The sequence below is a fragment of the Pseudomonas sp. URIL14HWK12:I5 genome, assembly GCF_900176445.1.
Lineage (GTDB): Bacteria > Pseudomonadota > Gammaproteobacteria > Pseudomonadales > Pseudomonadaceae > Aquipseudomonas > Aquipseudomonas monteilii.
This window is the reverse complement of record NZ_FWXQ01000012.1, coordinates 191,598-211,588: the sequence shown is the minus strand read 5'-3', so window position 1 is coordinate 211,588 and position 19,991 is coordinate 191,598. Positions and strand designations below refer to the sequence as shown.

14 protein-coding genes are annotated in these 19,991 nt (G+C 66.1%); 7 read left to right on the top strand and 7 right to left on the bottom strand.

What is annotated here, in order from left to right:
- Positions 1-125 precede the first annotated feature (125 nt).
- Complete coding sequence (locus B9A31_RS24790) at positions 126-2,702, top strand: TonB-dependent receptor plug domain-containing protein (RefSeq protein ID WP_019097981.1); 2,577 nt, start codon at positions 126-128, stop codon at positions 2,700-2,702.
- Between the two features lie 85 nt (positions 2,703-2,787).
- Here B9A31_RS24790 and B9A31_RS24785 read toward each other — a convergent pair whose 3' ends face one another.
- Genes B9A31_RS24785 through B9A31_RS24755 form a run of 7 tightly spaced genes read right to left on the bottom strand, consistent with a single transcriptional unit; the run spans position 2,788 to position 11,090 of the window.
- The gene (locus tag B9A31_RS24785; RefSeq protein ID WP_025754353.1) at positions 2,788-4,566 is read right to left on the bottom strand and encodes a dipeptide ABC transporter ATP-binding protein; all 1,779 of its coding nucleotides are present in this window, start codon (positions 4,564-4,566) and stop codon (positions 2,788-2,790) included.
- Complete coding sequence (locus B9A31_RS24780) at positions 4,563-5,390, bottom strand: ABC transporter permease (RefSeq protein ID WP_025754354.1); 828 nt, start codon at positions 5,388-5,390, stop codon at positions 4,563-4,565. The genes B9A31_RS24785 and B9A31_RS24780 overlap by 4 nt, the downstream gene beginning before the upstream one ends.
- Entirely contained in the window at positions 5,383-6,459 is a 1,077-nt protein-coding gene (locus tag B9A31_RS24775) for an ABC transporter permease (RefSeq protein ID WP_025754355.1), read from the bottom strand. The genes B9A31_RS24780 and B9A31_RS24775 overlap by 8 nt, the downstream gene beginning before the upstream one ends.
- Entirely contained in the window at positions 6,452-8,026 is a 1,575-nt protein-coding gene (locus B9A31_RS24770) for an ABC transporter substrate-binding protein (protein ID WP_025754356.1), read from the bottom strand. The genes B9A31_RS24775 and B9A31_RS24770 overlap by 8 nt, the downstream gene beginning before the upstream one ends.
- A gap of 10 nt (positions 8,027-8,036) precedes the next feature.
- Positions 8,037-9,224, bottom strand: coding sequence for an LLM class flavin-dependent oxidoreductase (locus B9A31_RS24765; protein WP_025754357.1), 1,188 nt, complete (start codon positions 9,222-9,224; stop codon positions 8,037-8,039).
- Positions 9,225-9,278: 54 nt separating this feature from the next.
- Positions 9,279-10,010 carry a class II aldolase/adducin family protein gene (locus B9A31_RS24760; protein ID WP_019097618.1) on the bottom strand — a complete coding sequence of 244 codons (732 nt, stop codon included), beginning with the start codon at positions 10,008-10,010 and terminating at the stop codon, positions 9,279-9,281.
- Positions 10,011-10,028: 18 nt separating this feature from the next.
- Entirely contained in the window at positions 10,029-11,090 is a 1,062-nt protein-coding gene (locus B9A31_RS24755) for an ABC transporter substrate-binding protein (protein ID WP_019097617.1), read from the bottom strand.
- A 380-nt stretch (positions 11,091-11,470) separates the two neighbouring features.
- Here B9A31_RS24755 and B9A31_RS24750 point away from each other — a divergent pair, with 380 nt between their 5' ends.
- The 6 genes from B9A31_RS24750 to B9A31_RS24725 all read left to right on the top strand — a co-directional run bounded on the left by B9A31_RS24750 (position 11,471) and on the right by B9A31_RS24725 (position 19,949).
- Positions 11,471-12,703, top strand: coding sequence for an acyl-CoA dehydrogenase family protein (locus tag B9A31_RS24750; RefSeq protein ID WP_025754358.1), 1,233 nt, complete (start codon positions 11,471-11,473; stop codon positions 12,701-12,703).
- Positions 12,704-12,795: 92 nt separating this feature from the next.
- Positions 12,796-14,571 carry an ABC transporter ATP-binding protein gene (locus B9A31_RS24745; RefSeq protein WP_019097615.1) on the top strand — a complete coding sequence of 592 codons (1,776 nt, stop codon included), beginning with the start codon at positions 12,796-12,798 and terminating at the stop codon, positions 14,569-14,571.
- Positions 14,564-16,405, top strand: a complete 1,842-nt coding sequence (locus B9A31_RS24740) for an ABC transporter ATP-binding protein (RefSeq protein ID WP_019097614.1) — start codon at positions 14,564-14,566, stop codon at positions 16,403-16,405. Before B9A31_RS24745 ends, B9A31_RS24740 begins: the two co-directional genes overlap by 8 nt.
- A 258-nt stretch (positions 16,406-16,663) precedes the next feature.
- A complete protein-coding gene (locus B9A31_RS24735; protein ID WP_025754359.1) occupies positions 16,664-17,812 on the top strand; it encodes an LLM class flavin-dependent oxidoreductase in 1,149 nt (382 codons plus the stop codon).
- A 17-nt stretch (positions 17,813-17,829) separates the two neighbouring features.
- Positions 17,830-18,894, top strand: a complete 1,065-nt coding sequence (locus B9A31_RS24730; RefSeq protein ID WP_019098442.1) for an ABC transporter substrate-binding protein — start codon at positions 17,830-17,832, stop codon at positions 18,892-18,894.
- Positions 18,891-19,949 (top strand): ABC transporter substrate-binding protein, encoded by a 1,059-nt coding sequence (locus B9A31_RS24725; RefSeq protein ID WP_019098441.1) that lies wholly within the window; start codon positions 18,891-18,893, stop codon positions 19,947-19,949. The genes B9A31_RS24730 and B9A31_RS24725 overlap by 4 nt, the downstream gene beginning before the upstream one ends.
- Positions 19,950-19,991: the final 42 nt, after the last annotated feature.

Sequence of the window (19,991 nt, the reverse complement as noted above, 5' to 3'; positions counted from 1 at the left end):
TGGATTCTTCGCGGGCATGCCCGCTCCCACAGGAACCGCGTCAGCGCCCCGCATCAACCTATAACCGCAGGCGCGGCTGCGCCCTCGTTTTTCCCCTATTCCTACTATCGGACGAGGCCCAGCCAATGCCCCGCGTTACCTTGCTCCACCCAAAATTCCAGCCCAGCGCCCTGGCGCTGGCCATCCTGGCCACCAGCACGTCATTGGCCCACGCCGAAGATACCCTGCTGCAAACCGTCACCGTGCAGGCCGAGCAGACCGACGACGACGCACTGCCCACTCGCCCGCCCGCCTCGATCTATGGCGGCCTGGAAGCCAAGGTGCTCGACACCCCGCGCTCGGTCACCCAGATCAACGCCGAACAGTTGGCCAACGACCCCATCCGCAGTTCCGACGACCTGGTCAAATACGCCCCCGGCATCACCCGAGGGGGTGGCCAGAACGCCGGGATCGCCCCGCAAATGCGCGGGCAGAACACCGAGGTGTTTCAGGACGGCCAGCGCGCCTACGGGGTTCGCCACCCCGCCAACTTCAACGCCTACGAAGGCGCCGATATCGTCGCCGGGCCATCGTCGGTGACCTATGGATCGGTCAGCGGCAGTGGCGGCTACGTCAACTACCTGAGCAAGAAACCCGACTTCAACCGATTCCGCACCAAGCTCAGCGGCGAAATCGGCAGCTGGATCCCCGATGGCGAATCACGCGATGCCACCAAGTTCAGCATCGACCACACCGGCCCGCTCACGGACAACCTGGCCTACCGGGTCAGCATCACCCGCCAGCGCCAGGAGGACTTCTACGACAACGTCGAGAACAACTTCGACGCCTTCTACGGCGCGTTGGCCTGGCGCAACGACAACGTGCGGGTGGACTGGAATGCCGCCTATGACGACTACTACGACTACAACATCACCCACGGCTGGAACCGCGCCACCCAGGACTTGGTCGACCACGGCAAGTACTACGCCGGCCGTGCCACGCCGATCATCCAGAACGGCAATACCCTGTGGTCGCCGGTGCTGTCCTCGGGCGCAGCCGACGCTCAGGTGCTCGGGTGGGTGCAACGCCAGCGCAATGCCCAGGGCCAGTACTCAGTGGTGGACGGCAGCTTTCAGGGCGCCTCGCCCAATACCCAGGCCAACCCCGGCAGCCTGCGCGGCTGGGTCTACGACCCGTCGCTGACAGGCAATGGCCTGACCTCGTTGTCGTCACAAACCGGCCAGCGTGCACAGGACGAAAACCGCTCACGGCGCTTTACCACGCAACTGCGCGTCGAAGGTGACCTGACCTCGTCGATCACCCTGGCCAACAGCACCTTTTACCAGCACTCCACCGATACAACCGACGCCGTGGGTGCGTTTCAGGTGCAAGGCAAGGACGATATCTTCGACAACCGCTTCGAGTTCCGCGCCCGTGGCCAGTGGCAGCTGGGCGAGCTGACGCTGGTCGATGACAGCAACAGCGGGCTGATCTATCGCCGCGAGCGCAACGAGTCGATCGCCGCCAACAACAGCTTTGGCAGCACCATCAACGCCTATGACCTGACCCTAGACCCCACCTTGAAAAACCCCGGTGACCTGCTCGGGCTCACCGGCCGCAACCCCGCAGGCGGCAACGCTGCGTGGATCGGCCAAGCCGGCGTGCCGCAGTTCTCCAGCTACTACGGCTGGCTCAACCTGCCGGCCATGTACCCGGCCGGGCATGGCCTGTATGCCGAGTCGGTGGCGCCGTACACCGCCGACAGCACCTGGACCACCAAGACCCTGTTCAGCCAGCACAACCTGCGGCTGGGCGAGCGCGTGGGCCTGAACGTGGGCGCCAGCCGCAGCTGGATCGATGCCCGTATCGAAAACCCCTTCGTGCTGCCAGGCGGCAACCCACGCAAGGACTCGGACAACTACCGGCTGTTCTCGGTGCAGGTCAGCCCCTATGTCAAACCCACGGAAAACAGCACGCTGTACTACACCTTCGACCGCTCGCTGGCGGTGAACACCGGCTTCTTCACCAACGGCCTGGGCTGGGGCAGCGGCACCGGGGCCAACCAGCTCAACCCGCTGGCCTTCGAGAGCCTGAGCGTGTTGCATGAGGTGGGTTTGAAAGTGGAGGCAGTGCCCGACCAGCTGTTCCTCACCCTGGCTGCCTACAAGCAGGCCCGCGACCAGTCGCCGGACAGCAACAACAACATCGCCCGGTTGATCGTCAAAGGGTGGGAGGCAACGCTGCGCTACCAGGACCAGAACCTGCGGGGTGGCCTTAACCTCAGCCGCATCAGCGCTTACAACGAGTTCACCAGCCAGGCCGGGTTCGCCTCGGCCGGGTTCATCCCCGACAACGGCACGGTATTCGGCGACAACAACAGCCTCAACCAGCGGCCATCCGGCAAATTCGATGCGGTGCAGATCCCTGAATACAACGCAGGCGGCTATGTCGACTACCGCTTCGATTCTGGGTTTGGCGTGGAGCTGTCAGGGTGGTGGACCAGCAGTTGGTACCTGAACCTGAGCAAGACGGTGAAAGTGCCGGACGAATACAACCTTGACCTGGCCGTTTACTACCGCCAGCCGCAATGGGGCGTGACGGTGCGCATGCTCAACGTCACCGACGAGCTGAATTTCGTCAGTGGCCTGGCCGGCTCTACCAACACCTTCCTGCAACCGATGCCGGGCCGGACCTTGTTGGCGCAGGTGGATTATCAGTTTTAGAGGTTTGTTGTCTGGGAGATCGAGCGCCGCCCGCGCGGGCGGCGCTCGATCTCCCAGGCGCCAAACTTCTTCAGACAAACCAACATCAAAACCGGGCAAGGCTCGGCGAGTGCGCCACCAGGTTGCGGGTATAGGCGTCCGCCGGCCGCTCCAGCACCTGCCCGGCACTGCCCTGCTCCACCACCCGCCCCTGGCGCAACACCAGCACGCGGTCGGCAATCGCCCGCACCACGCCCAGGTCGTGGGTCACGAACAGCAACGTCAACCCTTCGCCCTGCAAATGCCGCAACAGGGCCAGGATCGAGGCCTGCACCGACACATCCAGCGCCGAGGTGATCTCGTCACACACCAGCAACTGCGGTTCACAGATCAACGCCCGGGCAATCGCCACGCGCTGACGCTCGCCGCCGGAAAGCCCCTGCGGGTAAAGGTCGGCTACCCTTGCCGGCAATGACACCCGCGCCAACACCGCCTCGACCCGCTGCCGGGCCTCGGCACCGCGCACGCCAAAAAAGTGCGCCAAGGGCGCACTCAAGGTTTGCCCCACCGTTTGCCGTGGGTTCAGTGCCCGGTATGGGTTCTGGAACACATACTGAACCTGGTGCCGCAACCGTGCATCACGCTGCCGGGCAGCAAAAGCCAAGGGTTGCCCGGCATAGCGCATTTGCCCCTGCACGTTCTCGCCCAGCCCGGCTATGGCCCGGGCCAGGCTGGTCTTGCCCGAGCCGGACTCACCGACCAATGCCAGGCATTCGCCCTGGCGCACCTGCAGCGACACATCGAACAGCACCTGGCGGTCATAGGCGACATCCAGGCCCTGCACCTCCAGCAGCACTTCGCCGGGTGCGGCCAGCGCTTCGACCCGCACCTCACCCAAGGCCGCATGTTCGTGCTCTGGCACCAGGCACGCCACCTGATGGCTGTCTGCATGCGCCAGTAGCGACGGCGCGATCACTGAACACTCCGCACGGCGCCGGCCGCAGCGCGGCGCGAATGCACAACCATCCGGGCGCTGCCCTGGTGCCGGTGCATGCCCGGCGATCGCCTGCAACGGCTGGCGCCGGGCTATGTCGGGAATGGCTGCGAGCAAGGCGCGGGTATAGGGGTGCGCAGGCATGCGGAACAGCACCTCGCGCCCGGCCACTTCCACCAGCCGCCCGGCGTACATCACCATCACCCGGTCGACCAGGTCACGCACCACGGCCAGGTCATGGGTCACGTACAGCGCCGCCACGCCCTGGCCACGGCACAGACGCTTGAGGGTTTGCAGCACATGGGCCTGGGTGGTCACGTCCAGCGCGGTGGTGGGTTCATCAAGCACGATCAGCTTCGGTTTCAAGACGAACGCGAGGGCCAGCATGACCCGCTGTTGCTGCCCGCCGGACAGTTGATGCGGAAAACGCCGCAGGAAGGCGTCCTCATCGGGCAAACCCACATCCCGCAACGTTTCGCCGACACGCAAGCGCACGGCATCACGCGACAGTGCAGGCTGATGCGCCAGCAGGGTTTCACCCAGCAAGGCACCGATGCGCAGCGCGGGGTTAAGCGCCGTGGCCGGGTCCTGGGCCACGTAACCGACCAGCCCGCCACGGGCCAGGCGCAACGCCTCGCCTTCCAGTTCGAGCAGCGACTGCCCGGCCACCTGCACTTGCCCAGCCACAATGCGTGCGCCCTGCCGGGCATGGCGCAGCAAGGCCGTGGCCAACGTGGTCTTGCCCGAACCGGACTCGCCCACCAGGCCAACGATCTCCCCAGCCGCCAGGCTGAAAGAAACCTTGGCCAGCACATCGACCTGCCCGGCCAGTTCTACCCGCAGGTCACTGACCCGCAACACTTCACTCGCAACATTCAACGGCGCGTTCATGGCTGCTTCTCTCCTATCCGTGCACTGGCCCGTCCAATGCCTTCGGCCAGGATGTTGGTGCCGTAGGCAAACACCCCGATGAGCAAGGCAGGTGCCAGTACCGCCCAAGGCTGTACCAGCAGGCCTGCCTGGTTTTCGTTGATCATCAGGCCCCAGTCCGCCGCGGGCGGTGCCACCCCGTAGCCCAGGAAACTCAGGCCCGACAGCATGCCCACCGCCCAGGTGAGCATGTTGCCGAAGTGCACCAACAGCGGCGTGAGGATGTTTGGCAGGATTTCCTGAAAGAGGATGCGCCAACGCGGATAACCCATCATCTGCGCTGCCTCGACGAACTCCTGCCCTGCCACCGCCACCGCGCTGCCACGGGCCAGGCGGATGACGCCTGGCGTGAAGGCGATGGCCACCGTCAGCACGATCAGCCACGGCGCCCGGCCGAGCATGGACACGATCAGCAGCACCAGGATCAGGTCCGGGAACGCCAGCGACACGTCGGCCGCCCAGCTGATGGCCTGGTCCAGGCGCCTGCGCGAGAACCCGGCCAACAGGCCCAGGCTACCGCCGACCAGTAACGCGAGGGTGGCCGCCGCCACCGACATCCACAACACCGACAGGCCGCCAGTGAGCAACCTCGACAACAGGTCATGGCCCAGAAAATCATGCCCCAGCGGTGCCCCGGCAGCTGGCGGGCCATACACCGGCCCAACCATTGCCGTGGGCGCATGCGGCGCCAGCCAAGGGCCGAGTGCTGCCAGCAGGGCTACCAGCAACGTGATCACTGCGCCGCGCCGTACCTGCGGGTCGGCCAGCCAACGCGATTCAATCATGGATCGCCTCCTGGGCAGGGGTGCTGCGCGCGCGGCGCCACCACGGGCGGATACCACGCCGAACACGGCGGATCATCCGCACCCGGCGTGCAGTGCGCAGCTTGGGGGTAAGCAATACCGTCAGCAGGTCGGCCAGCAGGTTGATCAGCACCACCGCCAGGGTGATGACCAGCACCACGCCCTGGATCATCGGCAGGTCGCGCATCTGGATCGCCGCGTTCAGCGCGGTGCCAATACCCGGGAAACTGAAAATGACCTCGGCCAGCAGCGCACCACCGACCAGCGTGCGCAGGGTCAGCGCCACCCCTTGAATGGCCGGGGTCAGGGCATTGGGTAAGGTATGCCGCCAGACGATGCGCCGCTCGGCGATACCGCGCAGGCGCGCGGCAATCACATATTCGGACTCCAGCGCCTCGATCATCGAGGCGCGCACCATGCGCGTGAGGTACGGCAGTGCCGTCAGGCTCAGGGCCAGCACCGGCAGCACCAGCGACGGCCACTGCCGCCACAGCGGCAGCTGCGGGTCGAGGATCGATACCGCCGGCAACCAGCCCATGCCGGGCATGGAGAACAGCAGCACCAGGCCGATGGCCAACAGAAAGCCCGGTGTGGCCTTGAGCAGGATCAACGCCGACAGGCTCCAGCGGTCCAGCCGGCTGTCGCGGCGCAGGGCCAGGCTCACGCCCAGCAACAGGGCCAACGGCACCACCAGGGCGAGCACCCCGGCCAGCAAGGCCAGGGTGTGGCCCAGGCGGCCGAACAACAGCTGCGCCACCGGGACCTGGGAATCCAGCGATATCCCCAGGTCCCCGCGTAGCGCAGCGCCCAGCCAGCGTAGGTACTGCACCAGTATCGGCTGGTCGAGGCCCAGTTGCCGTTGCAGGGTGAGGATGCTTTCCAGCGGCGCATCAGGGCCAAGAATCACCCGTGCAGGGTCCGAGGGCAGCGCCTGGGTGGCGATGAACACCACCAGGCTGATCACCCAGGCGGTCAGCAGCCCGTAACCGAGGCGGCCGATGAACCAGGCCAGCCAGGCCGGCGTGCGGGGCGTGTGTCGGGTATCAGGCATTGGGGTTCAACCAAAGTTCGTCGAAGCGCCAGGAGGCGAAAGTGGTCTGTTCCGGCGTAAGTCCGCCAACCTTGGCCGACGCGGCGTCGAGCACGTCGGAGAAACCCCAGATCAGCAGCCCGCCACGTTCGTGCTGGATGGCCTGGGCCTCATGCACCAGGGCCTTGCGCTGCGCCAGGTCGGGCTGGGCCAGCGCCTGCTGGTACAGTTCGGTGAAGCGCGGATCGTGGAAGTTGCTGCGGTTGTAGATGGCCTGCGGCGCATCGTTGTGCAGTGCCGAGGCGAGAAAGCCGCGCGCTGGGGTCGAGCCCGGTGACAGTTGCCATTGCTCACGTTGCGGGCCATTGAAGACGGACCCGTCCACCTGATTGACCTTCACTTGCACCCCGGCCTTCAGCGCCTGCTGGGCAAACACCAGCGCGGCGTTGACGCTGGCCCCAGGCGTGGTGGTCAGCTCGACGCGTAAGTCGTCCTGCCCCGCCTGACGCAGCAGCGAACGGGCCTGCTCCAGGTCGTACGGACGCTGGGCAATGGCGTGGTTGTAAGTGGGGTCGTGGGGCGAATACAGGTCGTTGGCCACCCGGCCAAAGCCATTGAGCCCACGCGCCACCAGTTCCTGGCGGTCGGCCAGCAGGCGGAACGCCTGGCGCACACGCACATCCTGGAACGGTGCCTTGGCCAGGTTCAGGTTGAAGCCGGTGAACGAGGTGGTCGGCGAGGCATACAAGCGCAGCCGCGGGTCGGCCTTGAGCAACGCGCTGTGCTCGGCCTGCACGCCACTGGCCACGTCGATCTGCCCGGCGCGCAGGGCGGCGGCCCGCGATACCTGGTCCTTGAATTCGATGATTTCCAGCTCGTCCGCATAGGGGCGGTTGGGCTTGTAGTAATGCTCAAAACGGGTGTAGAGCGAGCGCTGGCCGGGGATGAAACTTTTCAGCCGATACGGCCCCGCCCCCACCGGGTTGGTCACCGGGTGGTAGTCGGTGGGCACGATGCCGCCGAAGCTGATCAGCGTTTCATCGAGTGGGTAGAAGCTTTGGCCCTGCTTGAAGCGGATCTCCACGGTGCGCTCATCCAGCTTGCGCAGCGCCTGGCGATCGATAGCGCCGACCAGCCCTGCGAATGGCGAAGCCAGTTGCGGGTCAGTCAGCCGCAGGATCGAGAACAGCATGTCGTCGGCGGTGATGCTTTTGCCGTGATGGAACTCCAGCCCCGGCTTGAGGCGGATGGTCCAGGCGCTGGCATCGGCATTCGGCTCGGCAAACTCGGCCAGTGCCAGGCGCGTGCTGACATCGGCATTCCACTCCCAGAACTTGGCGTAAAGTGCCCAACCGCGAATGATGCCGCCGCCTACCGGCTTGTGCGCATCGAGGTTGCCGGCCTGGTCGCCGTCGATAATGCCCACCCGCAAGCGCCCACCGCGCACTGGCGTACCTGGCAGCGCCGCACTGGCCACTGCCGGTGTGCCATTGTCACAGCCGCTGAGCAGCCCGCCGCCGAGCAGCAGGCCGCCACCGACAGCCAGGCTATTGCCGAGAAACACCCGGCGCGAAAACAGCTCGCTCATTACCTTCTCCTTATGCCGGCTGCACGGCAGCCGGTTTGCTCGCCGCACCCAGGCGCGGTACGTCGAAGCCGTGGTCCAGGTCCAGCAACGGGAACAGTAGGTCGGCCACCCTGTGCGCCTCGTCGATCAGCGGGAAGCCCGACAGGATGAACGCCGAGGTGCCCTGGGCTTCGTATTCACGAATACGCTCGGCCACCTGCTCGGCGCTGCCGACCAGGTAAGTGCCGGCAGCCGGGCCGAGAATGTTGAAGCCGAACAGGCTGGGGCCCAGCCAGACGTTGGGGTAGATCTCCAGCTCGCGGGCCGTGGGCAGACGCCCGGCGCGGATGCTGTCGAGGTTGCGCTGAATGCGCGGGTCGTCGCTGACATAGCTGTCGAAGGTCTGACCGGGAGGCAACTGGCGTTCGATGGCCGCGCGCGCGGTGGCCAGCGAGGTGCGCTGCAACAGGCGCTCGGCGTGGGCCCAGGCTTCCTCCTCGGTCTCACGCACGATCACCTGCAGGCGGGTGCCGTAGGTCAGCTCGCGGCCGATCTTCGCCGCCTCGGCGCCTACCCGGCGGAACTTGTCGCCCAGCTTTTGCGGGGTGTCGGCGAAGCTCAGGTACACATCCAGCAACTGCACCGAATGGGCTACGCCCGGTGCCGAGGTGCCTGCGCCCCACAACGGTACGCCGGGCTTTTGCTTCGGTGGGTGCCAACCGCCCAGCGGGTGATGGGCAGCCGCTGGCGAACGGGGTGAAAGCTTGACGTAGCGGCCATCGTAGCCGGCAGTTTCGCCTGCGTAGAAGCTTTGGAAAGCGCGCCAGTACTCCAGGCTGAAGTCGTAGCGTTCATCGTGCGGGTAATGCACGCCCAGGATGGCTAACCCTGCGTCGTTGCCGTTGACCACGTTGAACAGCAGGCGGCCGTTGGAGAACTGGTCGAAGGTGAGCGCCCACTTGGCCAGCACTGCCGGCGACAGCTCGCCGGGGTGCTGGGCGACCAGGAAGCGCAGGCGCTTGGTGGCGTCGATCAACGCTGCCGACACGGCCAGGCTTTCGTTAGGGCTGGAGCCGAGCAGCGAGCCGTAGAAGCCCAGGCGGTCGGCGGCGACGGCCAGTTGCTTGAGGTGTTCGAAATCGGTGTGCCAGCGGCCTTCGGGTTCCCAGGGATAGGGGCCGTCGGGGGTGGTGAGGTACCAGAGGATTTTTACTGCCATGGGGTGGGGTCCTTGTCTTTGGGTGGCGTTCAGGGGCGCACAGCGCCCCAAAGATCAGCCGCGTCGGTCGATGCCTGGCACCAGGCCCAACTCAGTAGCGCGCTCATACAACCCGCTCATCTTCCATTGCTGGGTCAGCACTCCCGGCCCGTAAGGGCGCGACCCACCCAGGGCATCAGCCAGCAATTGAATCTGCGCCCCCTCCTCCAGCAACAGGATGAACTCCGCCGTGGCGCGCAACCCCTGCTTGCCCCACACCGTGGAGCCGCCGTTAGCTTCCAGGATCGCCAGGTTGAATGGGTTCTCGGCAATTTTGTCGAGGATGAAATCCACCTCGGCCTGACGCCGGTCGATGTACACCGGCAGCTCGCGGGCCAGCTGGTAGCGCTGCACCGGCACGTAGTGGAACGGCAAGGTGCGATGGGTTTGTGCCCAGGCACCCAGGTACGGGCTGTGCACGTGTGACACGGTGGTGACATCGGCATGGGTCTGGAACAGCTTGGTGTAGCGGCCCAGGCCGCCTTTGCCCTTGCCGACGATGACGTTGCCGGAAAAATCAGTGACGGTGGCCTGCAACGGCTTGCGGTGGTTCCATGGCCCGCCGTAGTTCACCGATACCAGCAGCTCTTCACCAGGCACGCGCTCGATGAAGCCGACGGTGCCATTGGCGGTGATGGTGTTGGTTTCGCGAAATACGCTGAAGGCCGCTTCGGCTTCGGCCACCACCTCGTCGATGAAGGTTTGCAGTTCGGCAGTGACGGGGCGTTCGTTGATCAGTACGGTCATGTTCAATCTCCAGTCAGGTCAGGCGCGGCGCTGGGCCCGCAGTTCATGGGCAGCTTGCAGAGGCCGCGGGTCGACCCAGTCGGCGATGTCGAAATCGGCTTCGAGGAAGCCGTGCAGGTACAGAAAATCTTTTTGTGTGGCGAGGAAGGCCAGGCGTTGCGCGGACAGGTCCGGGGCCAGGGTGGTGTGGAAGTCGCCGCGATAGGCCTCGGCTACGCCCTGGCTGCCGGCGCGGGTTTCTTCTTCGAGGATGCTGTTGAGCGCGGCGCGGTTGCCGGCTGCCCACTCGGCGGCACGCAGCGTTTGTGCAAGGAAACGCACCACCAGGTCGAAATGATTGTCGAGCAGGCGCTGGTGCACGGTGATTGGCCGCGGCGTGCCGTTGTTGATGCGGTGGCGCGGGTCGGGCAGCAGATCGAGGTCGACGCCGACCACCAGCCCCAGCCGGCGCGCAGCATCGGCAGCGGCCGCGCCCTTCACGTACACCGCATCGACTTCACCGCGCGCCAGGTATTCAAGCCCCGACCACAGCCGTTGCAGGCCCAGTTGCGGGGTGGCAGCACCGGCCTGGTCGAGCAGCGCTACCTCTACCAGTTGCACGTCATCCAGGTGCAAGCCTGCCGAAGCCAGGGCGCCTTTGTAGCCATGCAGGCTCATGGCCCGGGCAATACTGCCAGGCCGGGTATCGGCCCAGGCCGGCAGCGCCAGGCGCTTGCCACGCAGGTCGGCGGCGCTGCGAATGCCGGAATCCGGGCGGACCAGAATGGTCTGCCATTCCTCGATCCAGGTCAGGCCGATCAACCGGCTGGGCGAGCCGGCCGCACGGGCAGCCAACGCCGGCACGTTGCCGCCTTCACGAAACAGCCCGGGCAGCTGATGATCGTAATGGTGGTGGCCAAGCTGGCGGGCCTCCTGCAGGGTCGAGACTGGCAGGCCGTCGGCAGCAAACTCCTGCTCCAGCCAGCCGAGCTTGTAGGCGATGCCTGAGGCAGTGGGCACGGGGCAGCGGGTGAACCAGATACGCTCCAGGGCGGACGGGTCGTCTGCCAGGCGTTTTGCGATGGGGGTTGCGAGGGTCATGGGGTGGCTCCTTGGGCGTCGTGAAGGCAGCATTGCAGTGTGCGTGCCAACCGCTGGAGGCCTTGATTTACGCGGGGTTTGCCTTTGGTTGCGGGCGCTGTTTGCTGGGCTGGGAGCAGGATTGCGGGCGGGGTGCTGCCAGATCAGCAAGGGAGGTGTTGCTGGAGCAGCAAAAAGTAGTGGAAGCCTTGCAGGATGGGGCCTGCGGAGGGCTGGCAAAGATATTGCTCAAGGGGTTGGGACCGCGGTGTGGCCATTCGCGGGCATGCCCGCTCCCACAAGGGCCAGCACAACCCTCAAGGGCAGTGCAGGTCCTGTGGAAGCGGGCAAGCCCGCGAAGGAGGCGCACTGGCCCCCTCAGACAAACCCGAGACCCCTCAATGAGCGCCATAGAACCCTCCCCCGCCCGCCGCCTGACCAGCGAGACCGAGGCCATCGAAGTAGCCCGCCAGGTCGCCGCGCAAATCGCCGAACTGGCCGCCGACCCGCGCAACAACGGCCAGCTCCCCCGCCGTCAGGCCGAGCTGTTGTCCAGCAGCGGCCTGACCGCCATCGCCGTACCCGCTCAGTTCGGCGGCCTGGGTGCTTCGGTACAGACTGTGGTCGAAACCGTACGCCTGGTCTCCACCGCCGACGGCGGCGTCGGCCAGCTGCTGCAGATCCACAACGTGATGCTGCGCGGTATCTTTACCGGCTACCCGGATGACGTGCGCGACCGGCTGATTGCCGATGTGCTGGCCGGCAAGCGCTTCGGCAACGCCTTGGCCGAAGTCGGTGGCAAGAACAAGTTCGCCCTCAAAACCCGCGTCGAGCGCCGCGCCGATGGCCAGTGGCTGCTCAACGGCAGCAAGTTCTACTCCACCGGTTCCTACCTGGCCGAATGGATCTCGCTGACCGCCGCCAGCGAAGACGGTGGCGTGGGCGTGCTGTTGCACCGCGACACCCCGGGGCTGACCCTGGTCGATGACTGGCAGGCCTTCGGCCAGCAGAACTCGGTGAGCGGCACAGTGAACTTCGACGACATCGTGCTCGACGAGCGCTACCTCACCCGCCGCAGCGGGCCGATGAAACGCACCGGCCTGACCTTCCCGCAAATCCTCCACGCCGCCATCGACACCGGCATCGCTGCGGGCGCCTTGCAGGCGGCTGTCGAGTACCTGCGCGAGCATGCCCGGGCCTGGGTAGAGAGCGGCGTCGAACGCGCCAGTGACGAGCCGCATGTGATTCGCCAGATTGGCGAGTATGCCGTGGCGCTACGCGGCGCCGAGTCGGTGTTGCGCGAGGCCGCGCTCGTGTTCGACGAACACGAGCGCGACCCCGAGAACAAGGCGCTGCAGGATGAGCTGATCTTGTCGGTAGCAACTGCCCGGGCGCATTCCGATGCCGCATCGCTAAAAATTTCCAGTGACCTGTTCTCGCTGCTGGGGGCCAGCGCTTCGCTGAGCAAATGGAACCTCGACCGTTTCTGGCGCAATGCCCGGGTACACACCACCCACGACCCGATCCGCTGGCGGCTGCACAACGTGGGCAACTACTACCTGAACGGGGTCGACCCGGGTGAGTACACAGCAGTGCTCAATGCCAAGGAAACCCAAGGCGCTACTCGCCGTTGAAATCGTTTGAGGGCCGGGGGCGCGTTGCGCCCCTTTCGCGGCACAAGGCCGCTCCTACAAGGGGCGGTGTCGCATTCTGATCGAGCACTTACATGAACCACCCGCTTCTTCGGGCATTGGCCATCTACCGGGAAATGCCTTGGCGTTTCGCGCTGGTCACGGCCTTGTACATCGCCGGCAACCTCGGCCTGGCCTGGCAGCAGTGGCTGATCGGCCATGCGGTCGATGATGTCAGCACCGGCCGCGCCGTGCAGCGCCTGGCCGACGGCAGTCTGGACGCCAGCGTGGGCTGGCACTGGCTTTGGTCGCTGCTGGCCATCGCCCTGGGCCGTGGCCTGCTGCAATATGCCGCCGCCGTGCTGTCGCTGGTACTCAGCCAGGCCCTGCTCACGCGCCTGCGTGAACGCATCCTCTGCCAGGTGCAGCGCCTGCACCTGGGGTATCACTGGCAACACGGCATGGGCGAACTGGTTACCCGCACCACCCGCGATGCCGACAAGGTGCGCGACGCGCTGATCACCTTCTGGCGGCAGATCATCGATACCCCGCTGGTGGTGATTGCCGCCGTGGGCCTGCTTGGCTGGTACGACCCGCTGCTGGGCCTGGTGCCCTTGCTGCTGACCGGTGCCGGGTTGTGGCTGTTCGTGGTGCAGACCGACCGCCTGGTCACGCTTGACCGCGCCGTGGGCGCCGCCTACGACCAGGTCAGCCAGGACCTGGCCGAAGGCATCGGCGGGGTGCGGGTGATCAAGGCGTTTGGCCTGGAACAACAACGCATCGCCCGTTTCGCCAGCCAGGTCGACGTCTTTAGCAGCCACGCCCGCGCCGCCCTCGCCTACGCCAGTTCGCGTATCCCGCTGCCACAGGCCGTAGTGGCGCTGGGGCATGTGTGGATCCTGGTGTACGGCGCCCACCGTGTGGCAGCCGGCGCGCTGGGCATCGGCGAGCTGGTGACCTCGCTGCTGGTGGCGACCACACTGGTGTTTCGCATCGAGGGCATTGGCCGGGTGATGCAGACCTTCGCCGATGCCCGGGCCAGTGCCGAACGCATCTGGCAACTGCTGGACGAACGCCCGGCCATCGTGGGCGGCCACGCCACCCTGCCTGTCGGGCCGCTGGGGTTGAAGCTGAACCAGGTGCAGGTGGGTGCCATTGAAGCTGGCCGGCCTGTTCTGCAAGGCTGCTCACTCACCCTGAGGCCCGGTGAAGTGGTGGCGCTGGTAGGCGCCACCGGCACCGGCAAGAGCCTGCTGGCCAGCCTGCTGCCGCGACTGACCGATGTGCAGCACGGCCAAGTGCAGGTCGGTAGCGAGGCCGGCGGTTGGCACGACGTACGTGACCTGGACCTGGCCGACCTGCGCCGCCGTGTGCAGGTGCTACCGCAGGAGAGCTTTCTGTTCTCCGACAGCCTGGCCAGCAACTTGCGCCTGGCCGCGCCGCAGGCCAGCGACGCCCAGTTACGAGAAGCGTTGCGCCTGGCCGCCGCCGAGGACGTGCTGGAGCGCCTGCCCCACGGCCTCGACACGCCACTGGGTGATCGTGGCGTGACTCTTTCTGGCGGCCAGCGCCAGCGCCTGTGCCTGGCCCGGGCACTGCTTGGCGCGCCCGACATCCTCTGCCTGGACGACGCCACCAGCGCCCTGGATGCCTTGGGCGAGCGCCAGGTGCTGCATAACATCCGCCGCCTGCACAGTACAGGCAGCCAGGGCCCGACCTTGCTGCTGATTACCAGCCGCCTTTCCACGTTGCTGTTGGCCGACCGCGTGCTGATGCTGGAAAACGGCCGCATCAGCGCCAGCGGCAGCCATGCCGAGCTGAGCGCGCACAACGCCCATTACCGCGACCTGCTGGGGATCGACCATGAATGATGTGCAGCACGCCCCTGCCAGCGATATCGACATCGAGCAACGCCTGGCTCGCCAGGCGCTGGACCGGGGCATGTTCCACCGCCTGTTGCCGCTACTGCGGCCCATTCGCCGGCAAATCGTGGCAGTGATCGGCATCGAGCTGCTGCTGGTGTTCACGGTTTTCCTGCGCCCATGGTTCGTGCGCGAACTGCTGGACAGGGGCCTGGTGCCCAGCGCCGACCATTGGCTGCTCGACGAACGCCTGGTGCTGTGGCTGGGCCTGGGCCTGGCAGCCAGCTGGCTGGGGCGTTTTCTGCTGGCGGGTGTGTCGCAGTTCATTGCCGGGCGCGCGGCGATCGGCGTGCTCAATGACCTGCGGGTTAACGTGTTCGCCCATGTGCAGGCGCTGTCGGTGAGTTACTTCGACCAGACCCGTGCCGGACGCATCATTGCCCGTGCCGACCGTGACGTGGACGCGCTGGAGCCCTTGCTGGTACAGGGCCCGCCCGAGCTGCTCGGCGCCTTGCTGCGCTGTGGCCTGGCGGCGGTGATGTTATGGCAAATCGAACCCGGCTTCTTCTACAGCCTGGCGGCCACGGTACCCCTGCTGGCCGTGGCCACCTGGCGCTTCAAGCGGGTGTCGCAGCGCAACTGGGCCAAGGTGGCCGAGCAACGCAGCCGCTTCACCGCGCACCTGGTGGAAAGTGTCAGTGGCGTGCGGCTGATTCAGCAGTGCGGCCAGGAGCAGACCAACCAGGCACGCTATCGCCGCCTGCTGGAAGACTTCAACCAGGCACTGATACGCGGCAGCCTGCGCGCTGGCTGGTTCGCACCGTTCACTGCGTTGCTGAGCACCACCGGCATGGCCGTGCTGTTGCTGGTCGGTGCCCATGGCCTGGCAGAGGGCAAGGTCACGGTCGGCCAGGTGGGTGAGAGCCTGTTCTATGTGTTCCTGTTCCTTGGCCCGTTGCAGGAGCTGTCGGACCTGTTCGAACGCTACGCCACCGGCAGCGCATCCGCCCAGCGCATCTTCCTGCTGCTCGACACCCGGCCACAGGTGCTCGACCCGCCCGCGCCACATGCTCTGGCCAGGGCACGCGGCCAGGTGGACTTTGACGCGGTCGGTTTTGCCTATGTGCCGAACAGCCCTCGGCCAGTGATCGACGGGCTGAACCTGCATATCCGCGCCGGTGAAGTGCTGGCCATCGTCGGCCCCTCGGGGCATGGCAAGAGCACCCTGGTGCAATTGCTGACACGCTTCTACGAAGTGCAGCACGGCGCGGTGAAACTGGACGGCATCGACCTGCGTGCGCTGGCCCAGCACGACTTGCGGCGCAACGTGGGTGTGGTGCTGCAGGACAATGTGCTGTTCAGCGGCAGCATCCTCGACAACCTGCGCCTGGCGGCACCGGCTGCCGACGATGCGCAGTTGATAGCTGCAGCCCGTGAGTTGGGCGCCGACGAGGTACTGGAACGGCTGCCCCAGCGCTACCACACCGAAGTCGGCCCGCTGGGCGCGCACCTGAGCCATGGCCAGCGCCAACTGGTGTGCCTGGTGCGGGCGTACCTCGCCGACCCGGCGGTGCTGGTGCTGGACGAAGCCACCTCGGCGGTGGACGTGCACACCGAACGGCGCATACAGCGTGCGCTGCGCCGGCTATGCCAAGGGCGCACGGCGATAATCATTGCGCACCGGTTGGCGACTATTCGCGATGCGGACCGGATTGCCGTGGTACGGCACGGGAAGGTGGTGGAGCAGGGAGCGCATGCCGAGTTGATCGGGCGAAGTGGTGCTTATGCGGCGCTTTACGACGCGTATCTGCGCAGTGCCGGGGAGGTTGTGGCCGAAGTGTAAGACTTGAGGTCTGCAGCGCTTGGGCGATCGAGCGCCGCGCGGGCGGCGCTCGATCTTCCAGCCACCACATCACCCAAGCCCTACACCTAGCGGCCCTCATGCTGCTGTCCCAGCATCCACTGCTGCCCGATTGCTGCCACAGCAGCATCCCTCACCCAGCCGCCCCCGCAACCCCCACCCCACCGGCCCTGCGTCGTCCATGGCACAGCCATTGCACCACCCTCCCCACTCGCACACTCTCCCCCCTCAGGAGCCCCCATGACCACCGAATTCTTCTGGCGCCTGCCGCTGGGCACCGACGGCCCGCAGCTGTCCACCGACCGCCACAACCGCGGCAACCCCGTGCATCGCCCCGGCAACATCGCCCCCGGCCGGCTGCCGGGTGGCCAGGCCGACGGTTTCACCTACATCGACTACATCGCCCAGGTAGCCAAGGCTGCCGAGCTGGCCGGCTTCGAAGGCGCACTGCTGCCCACCGGCCCGGAGCCATGGATCGCAGCCGCAGCGCTGGCCCGCGAAACCCGCCGCATCCGCTTTCTGATCGCCTTCCAGGCCACCTGGACGCTGCCCGCCTATGCCGCGCAGCAGGCAGCGATCCTGCAAAACCTCAGCGGTGGCCGGCTGGACTGGAACATCATCACCGGCGGCAACCCGGCCAGCCAACGGGCCAATGGCGACTTCCTGGAACACGACCTGCGTTACAAGCGCACCGGCGAATTCCTCGACGTGATCCAGGGCCTGTGGCAGAACGACACGTTCTCCTACGAAGGCGATATCTATCGTCTGGAAAACGGCAGCCTGCCGCCGGGCCTGCAACACGAACGCAAACCGGGCGTGTACTTCTCCGGCTTCTCCGATGCTGCGTTGGACGTGGCCGCGCGCCATGCCGATGTGTACCTGAACTGGGCCGAGCCGATCGACAAGCTCAAGCCGCACATCGAACGCGTGCGCGAGCTGGCCGACAAGCAGGGCCGCACCGTGCGTTTCGGCCTGCGGGTCGACGTGTTCGCCCGCGAGACCGAAGAACAAGCCTGGCGCGAACTGCGCCAACAGTTCGAGCGCCTGGAAGGCAAGGCCAGCGCCTCGGCCAAAGGCTTCATAACCGGCTCGGACTCCGTCGGCGGTGCACGCCAGGCAGCCTATCACCAAGGGTTGCAGGGCTTTGACGAACTGGTCCTGGCACGCAACCTGTGGGCCGGTTTCGCCAAGGCCAAGCCTGGCCCCACCGTAGGCCTGGTGGGCAGCCACCAACACATCGCCGAACGCCTTGCCGAGTACCGCGACGCCGGTTTCAGCACCTTCATCCTCGCCGCCAACCCGCATCTGGAAGAAGCCTTGCGCATCGGCCAGGAAGTGCTGCCGCTGGTGCAACAAACCACCCCAGTCCCCTTGCAGGCCAGCGCCTGAACCGACCGGAGCACACCATGAGCCAACCCCTCGATACCCTGTGGTACACGCGCTGTCCGGTGCCCACCGGCCTGGGCATCGCCGTGCAGCAAGGCTGGCTGCAGGACGACCTGGCCAGCCTTGGCACCCAGGTGCAGTCCTTGCGCGAAGCCGACCAGCAGGCCGTACGCGAATCGCACTTCGACCACAGCTTGCTCAATTCGGTACGCCACGGCGGCAGCATCCCCGCCATCTGGGCCCGCGCCCAAGGGCGTGACACCCGTGTGATCGGCCTGTCGTGGGCCGATGAAGCCCAGTTGATCCTGACGCGACCAGACAGCGGCATCCACACCGTAAAAGACCTAAAAGGCCGCCGCGTTGGCCTGCCTGACTGGGCCTCGGCACAGATCGACTTCACCCGCGCCCAGGCCCTGCGCGGGCTGGAAAACGCCCTGAAGCTCGAGGGCCTGCAAGTGGGCGACGTGGAGCTGGTCAACTACCGCTACGACGGCACATTCAGCGACCGCCCGGTGCGTAATGTAGCCGGTACGCCGGTGTCCAGCACCCAAAGCGAAGGCCGCAACCTGGAACTGGCCGGCCTGCTGCGCGGCGAGGTGGACGCAATCTTCCTCAAGGGCGCCAGTGCCGTGCAACTGGCCCATGCCTTTGCCCTGCGCACGGTGATCGACACCGGCAGCCACCCCGACCCGCTGATCCGCAGCAACAATGGCACGCCGCGCACGCTGGCGGTAGACAGCCACCTGCTTGAGCAGCATCCGCAGGTGGTGCGCACCCTGCTCGGCTCGGTACTGCGCGCCGAACATTGGGCCCACCAGCACCCGGATGAAACCCGCCGCTACCTGGCGCGGGAAACCAACAGCAGCGAGTACTGGGTGCAAGTGGCCTACGGCGCTGACGCCCACCTGCGCCTGAGCACCCGCCTGGACGAGCAGTCCATCGACGCCTTGCAAGACTTCGTCGAGTTTCTCAGGCGCTGGCGCTTCATCCCTGCCCGCTTCGAGGTGCGCGACTGGATCGCCCGCCACCCCCTGGACCAACTGCTGGCCCCCATTCCCATGGACAGGAAACCCGCGACCCCATGACCAAGCCCCTGGAAACCCTCTGGTACACCCACAGCCCCGTGCCCACCGGCCTCGGCATTGCCGTGCAGTCGGGGCGCCTGGCCGAGGCCTTTACACCGTTCGGCACCAATATCCAGTCGTTGCGTGAATCCAGCGAACGCGAAGTGCGCGAAGCCCACTACGACCACCACCTGCAGAACTCGGTACGCCATGGCGGCAACATCCCGGCGATCTGGGCCTATGCCAGCGGCGTCGAGACCCGCGTGCTGGGGCTGTCGTGGAGCGATGAAGTGCAGCTGATCCTCACCACGGAAGAAAGCGGCGTACGCAGCATTCGCGACCTGAAGAACCGCCGCTTCGGCCTGCCCAAATGGGCCAATGTGCAGATCGACTTCACCCGAGCCCAGGCCCTGCGAGGGCTGGAAAATGCCCTGAAGCTGGAAGGCCTGGCGGTGGCCGATGTCGAGCTGGTCGACTACCCCTACGGCGGCACCTACAGCGACGATGCCAAGCAGCATCTGTATGGCGCCGAAGTTAGCCTGGACACCAGCCGATTCAGCCGCCGCAACAACGAGCTGATCGGCCTGCTGCGTGGCGATATCGATGCCATCTTCCTCAAGGGCGCCCATGCGGTGCACCTGGCCCACGAGTTCGGCCTGCGCGTGGTGGTCGACACCGGCAGCCATCCCGACCCGCTGATCCGCAGCAACAACGGCACCCCGCGCACGCTCACCGTGGACCGGCACTTGCTGGAAAACCATTTCGATGCCAGCCGTACCTTGGTCGATACGGTGCTGCGCACCGAGCAGTGGGCCTGGGCCAACCCTGAGGAAACCCGGCGCTTTCTGGCACGTGAACTCAACACCAGCGAGTACTGGGTGGCGGCGGCCTATGGTGACGATGCGCACCGGCGTTTGCGCACGACGCTGGACAGCCGCTCGATCGAGGCGCTACAGGACTTTACCGAGTTTCTGTTCAGGTGGGGGTTCATACCGCGCCGCTTCGATGTACGGGATTGGATTGATTTTCGGGTGCTGGAGCATGTGATCGGGTCGACGTCCCGGTTGGCGGTTTGAATGCTGGGGCGCACCTTGCGCCCCTGAGCGGCACACGTGCGC